The 5,222-nt window shown below is 66.9% G+C and carries 5 protein-coding genes; 4 read left to right on the top strand and 1 reads right to left on the bottom strand.

Going from position 1 to position 5,222, the window contains the following annotated elements:
* On the top strand, positions 1-122 hold a 122-nt coding region (locus AC1DU6_RS19455; RefSeq protein WP_477858994.1), incomplete at its 5' end, for an RnfH family protein.
* 30 nt (positions 123-152) lie between these two features.
* Here AC1DU6_RS19455 and AC1DU6_RS19450 read toward each other — a convergent pair.
* Positions 153-665, bottom strand: a complete 513-nt coding sequence (locus AC1DU6_RS19450) for a DUF4124 domain-containing protein (protein WP_056197912.1) — start codon at positions 663-665, stop codon at positions 153-155.
* Between the two features lie 87 nt (positions 666-752).
* On the opposite strand from AC1DU6_RS19450, the gene guaB reads away from it, so the two are divergent.
* The 3 genes from guaB (at position 753) to guaA (ending at position 5,197) form a co-directional block, all read left to right on the top strand.
* The gene (guaB, locus tag AC1DU6_RS19445) at positions 753-2,222 is read left to right on the top strand and encodes an IMP dehydrogenase (protein ID WP_056197911.1); all 1,470 of its coding nucleotides are present in this window, start codon (positions 753-755) and stop codon (positions 2,220-2,222) included.
* 148 nt (positions 2,223-2,370) lie between these two features.
* A complete protein-coding gene (locus AC1DU6_RS19440; RefSeq protein ID WP_056197908.1) occupies positions 2,371-3,603 on the top strand; it encodes a TCR/Tet family MFS transporter in 1,233 nt (410 codons plus the stop codon).
* A 7-nt stretch (positions 3,604-3,610) separates the two neighbouring features.
* Complete coding sequence (guaA, locus tag AC1DU6_RS19435) at positions 3,611-5,197, top strand: glutamine-hydrolyzing GMP synthase (RefSeq protein ID WP_477858991.1); 1,587 nt, start codon at positions 3,611-3,613, stop codon at positions 5,195-5,197.
* Positions 5,198-5,222 lie beyond the last annotated feature (25 nt).

Raw genomic sequence — 5,222 nt, 5'->3', positions numbered from 1 at the left:
AGCGTGATCGCATCGAGGTCTACCGCGCGCTGACCGTCGACCCCAAGGAAGCGCGGCGTCTGCGCTACGCCAAGCGTGGCGAGCGCATCGTGTCGCGACATCGGCCCAAACACGCGGGCTGAGCCGACGGCTAGACGCGTTGGCTCAGCGGGTCACTTGCACTCGCTGGTGATGGTGTCGCGCGCGCGGCTGACCTCGGCGGAGATCTGGGCCTCGTCCATGAAGACGCGCTCGCCCTTCTCGTTGGTGCGGGTCAGGCGCGTGCCGCTCTGCAAATCGCGCAGATTGGCCTGGGCGCGGGCGCAGTTCTCGCGGCGCTGCGCGGCGACGCGGCGTTCCTCTTCCTTCTGCTTGGCGGTCTCGCCATCCTGGTCCTTCTTCTGGCGTGCAGCGGCCTCCTGCTCGGCCTTGGTCGGCGCGCTGGCGGGCGGTCTGGGCGCGGAAGCAGCGCTGGCCTGAGTGCTGGGCGGCGCRACGACGATGGTCGGCTTCGCCACATAGGGGCGAAGCAGGATGTCCTTGTCCGGTGTGCCGGGCGGCGGCGGCATGTCGCTGTACTGCACATTGCCCTTGGCATCGCGCCACTTCCACTGGGCCTGAGCGGCGCCGGCTGCAGCGAGGCAGAGCAGGACGAGAAGAGCTTGGCGAAAGGCTTTGCGAGGCATGCGGCCAGTTTAGGGCCTGTTGGCGCAGAGGCAACGGCCCCTGCGTGACCCTCCGTATAATGCCGCTTTGCGTCTGGAGCTTTCCTCATGCGCCTTCTCGGCAAAGCGCTCACCTTCGACGATGTTCTGTTGGTGCCAGCGTTCTCCCAGGTGTTGCCCCGTGACACCAGCCTTGCGACCCGCCTGTCGCGCAACATTCCCCTGAACCTGCCGCTGGTGTCCGCCGCCATGGACACCGTGACCGAAGCTCGCCTGGCGATCGCGATCGCGCAGGAGGGGGGCATCGGCATCGTGCACAAGAACCTCAGCGCCGAATCCCAGGCGCGCGAAGTCGCCCGGGTCAAGCGCTATGAGAGTGGCGTCGTTCGCGAGCCTCTCACCATCGGCCCGAACGCCACGGTCCGCGAGGCGATGGAGCTGACCCGCCAGCACGGCTTCTCGGGTTTCCCGGTCGTCGAGGGCAAGCGCGTCATCGGCATCGTCACCGGCCGCGACCTGCGCTTCGAGACCCGCATGGACGCCCGCGTCAGCGAGATCATGACGCCGGCCGAGAAGCTCATCACCGTCAAGGACGGCGCGTCCACCGACGAGGCCAAGGCGCTGATGCACAAGCACAAGCTGGAGCGCGTCGTTGTCGTCAACGACGCCTTCGAGCTGCGCGGCCTGATGACCACCAAGGACATCACCAAGCAGACCAGCTTTCCCAACGCCGCGCGCGATGCCCAGGGCAAGCTGCGCGTCGGCGCGGCAGTCGGCTTCGGCGACGACACCGAGCAACGCGTCGAACTGCTGGTGCGTGCCGGCGTCGATGCCCTCATCGTCGACACGGCCCACGGYCACAGTGCCGGCGTGCTGGAGCGGGTGCGCTGGGTCAAGAGCAACTATCCGAACGTCGACGTCATCGGCGGCAACATCGCAACCGGCGCCGCAGCGCTGGCGCTGGTGGAAGCCGGCGCCGACGGCGTCAAGGTCGGTATCGGCCCCGGCTCCATCTGCACGACCCGCATCGTTGCGGGTGTCGGCGTGCCGCAGATCACCGCCATCGACAACGTCGTCACGGCGCTCAAGGGCACCGGCGTGCCCGTCATCGCCGACGGCGGCGTGCGCTACTCCGGCGACCTGGCCAAGGCCATCGCTGCGGGCGCCGACTGCGTGATGATGGGCGGTGCCTTCGCCGGCACCGAGGAGGCGCCCGGCGAGGTCATCCTCTACCAGGGCCGCACCTTCAAGAGCTACCGCGGCATGGGCTCGATGGGCGCGATGGCCAAGGGCAGTGCGGATCGCTACTTTCAGGACACCTCGGCCAACAACCCGAACACGTCCAAGCTCGTGCCGGAAGGCATCGAAGGCCAGGTACCCTACAAGGGCTCGGTCGTGCAGGTCATCTTCCAGATGGCCGGTGGCCTGAAGGCGTCGATGCACTACTGCGGCTGCGGCTCCATCGCTGACATGCAGGACAAGGCCGAGTTCGTCGAGATCACGACGGCGGGCATGCGCGAGAGCCATGTCCACGACGTGCAGATCACGAAGGAAGCACCGAACTACCGCAGCGAGTGACTGTGGCCCCCGGTTTGACCGTTGACGGTCAAACCGCCCCCCGCGGGGGCGCAAATCGTTCTAGGGGCGGCCCGTCGAACGCTTTGCTGCTGCCGACCGAGACAACGGGGCGAACGAGAGTCGCCCCGTTGCGCTTTTCAGGAAGACGATGAGTTCCTCCACGCAACGCACCCCGGCCATGGGTTTCATCATGGCCGCGGTGCTGATCGACATGATCTCCATCGGGCTGATGGTGCCGGTGCTGCCGCATATCGTCGGCACCTTCACCCACAGCAACGACGAGCAGACCTCGGCCTTCCTGATGGTGACCATGGCCTTCGGCGTGGCCAACTTCATCGGCTCACCCGTGCTTGGCTCGCTGTCGGACCGCTTCGGCCGCCGGCCGGTGCTGCTGATCGGCTTTGCGGGCCTGGCGCTGAGCTTTTTCGTGACCGCCGTGGCCACGGCGCTGTGGATGCTCGTTGCCGTGCGCCTGTTCTCGGGCGCCATGCAGGCCAATATCGCCATCGCCAATGCCTATGTGGCCGACATCACGCCGGCCGAAGACCGAGCGCGCCGCTTCGGCCAGCTGGGCGCGATGTTCGGCGTCGGCTTCATCCTCGGCCCGGTCATCGGTGGCTGGCTGGGCCATTACGACGTGCACTGGCCCTTCCTCGCCGCCGGCTGCATGGCCGTGGTGAACTGGTGCTACGGCTTCTTCGTGCTGCCCGAGTCCCTGCCCGTTGACAGGCGCACGGGCTTCAACTGGAAGAAGGCCAACCCGGTGTCGTCCCTGCGTGGCCTGGCGGCGCTGAAGGGCGTCGGGTCGCTGGTCGTCGTCATCGCGCTGGCGTCGCTGGCGCAGTTCATGTTGCACATGACTTGGGTGCTCTACACCAAGTTCAAGTTCGGCTGGGGGCCGCTCGAGGTGAGCTGGTCCCTGTTCGCGGTAGGCATCGTGTCGGTGCTGAGCCAGGGCGTGCTGCTCAAGCCGCTGCTGGCGCGCTTCAGCCCGCGGCGGTTGGCACTCATCGGCATGGGCTCTGCATCGCTGGCCTATCTCGGCTTCGGCCTCGCGACCGAGGGCTGGATGATGTACGCCGTCATCGCCTTCAACCTGCTCGGCGGTGTTGCGACCGCGGCGGTGCAGAGCATCATTTCCAATGCGGCGGGGCCGACCCGGCAAGGCCAGGCCATGGGTGCCGTGTCGTCGCTGAACAGCCTGATGGCCGTCATCGCGCCCGTCGTCGGCCTGACCTTGCTGGGCTGGGTGTCACACCGCCCGGCCACCGATCCGCTGATGGGCCTGCCCTTCTACACCTGCGCCGCCCTGCAGCTGATCGGCCTGATCGTCGCCTACCGCTTCTTCCACGGCCAGCGCACCGCTTTGCAAACCGCCTGAGTTCACCATGCAACACGACAAAGTCCTCATCCTCGACTTCGGCTCCCAGGTCACCCAGCTCATCGCCCGCCGCGTGCGCGAAGCGGCGGTGTATTGCGAGATCCATCCGAACGATGTGTCCGACGACTTCATCAAGTCGTTCGCACCCAAGGCCATCATCCTCAGCGGCAGCCACGCCTCCACCTACGAAGACCACGAGCTGCGCGCGCCGCAGGCCGTGTGGGACGCCGGCGTCCCGGTGCTGGGCATCTGCTACGGCATGTTCACGATGACGGTCCAGCTCGGCGGTGAGGTCGAGGCCGCCGATCACCGCGAGTTCGGCTATGCCGAGGTGCGGGCGCACGGCCACACCAAGCTGCTGGAAGGCATCCAGGACTTCGAGACGCCCGAGAAGCACGGCATGCTCAAGGTCTGGATGAGCCATGGCGACAAGGTCACCGTGATGCCGCCGGGCTTCAAGCTGATGGCCTCCACGCCCAGCTGCCCCATCGCCGGCATGGCCAATGAGGAGAAGCGCTACTACGCCGTCCAGTTCCACCCCGAGGTCACGCACACCGTGCAGGGCGACGCGCTGCTGCGCCGCTTCGTGCGCGACATCGCCGGCTGCAAGGGCGACTGGCAGATGGGCAGCTACATCGACGAGGCCGTTGCGAAGATCCGCGAGCAGGTGGGCGATGAGGAAGTCATCCTCGGTCTGTCCGGCGGTGTCGACTCGTCGGTGGCCGCCGCGTTGATCCACCGCGCCATCGGCGACCAGCTCACCTGCGTCTTCGTCGACCACGGCCTGCTGCGCCTGAACGAAGGCCAGATGGTGATGGACATGTTCGCCGGCCGTCTGCACGCCAAGGTCGTGCATGTTGACGCCAGTGCGGCTTTCCTCGGCAAGCTCGCCGGCGTGGCCGACCCCGAGAAGAAGCGCAAGATCATCGGCGCCGAGTTCGTCGAGGTCTTCCAGGCCGAGGCCAAGAAGCTGAAGAACGCCAAGTGGCTGGCGCAAGGCACCATCTACCCCGACGTCGTCGAGAGCGGTGGCACCAAGACCAAGAAGGCCACGACGATCAAGAGCCACCACAACGTCGGCGGCCTGCCCGAGACGCTGGGGCTGAAGCTGCTGGAGCCGCTGCGCGAGCTGTTCAAGGATGAGGTGCGCGCCCTGGGCGTGGCCCTGGGCCTGCCGGCCGACATGGTCTATCGCCACCCCTTCCCGGGTCCGGGCCTGGGCGTGCGCATCCTGGGCGAGGTGAAGAAGGACTTCGCCGACCTGCTGCGCCGCGCCGATGCCATCTTCATCGAGGAGCTGCGCAACACCATCGACCCGGCCACGGGCAAGAGCTGGTACGCGCTGACCAGCCAGGCCTTTGCCGTGTTCCTGCCGGTCAAGAGCGTGGGCGTGATGGGCGATGGCCGCACTTACGACTACGTCGTCGCGCTACGCGCCGTGCAGACCAGCGACTTCATGACGGCGGACTGGGCCGAGCTGCCCTACGCGCTGTTGAAAAAGACGAGCGGTCGCATCATCAACGAGGTGCGCGGTATCAACCGCGTGACCTACGACGTCAGCTCCAAGCCGCCCGCGACGATCGAGTGGGAATGATTCAAAGGCCAACGTCACCTGGCGC

The sequence above is a fragment of the Roseateles sp. P5_B10 genome (assembly GCF_056400485.1).
Note: the sequence above shows the minus strand (reverse complement) of the source record. Positions and strands in the feature narration are given on the sequence as shown.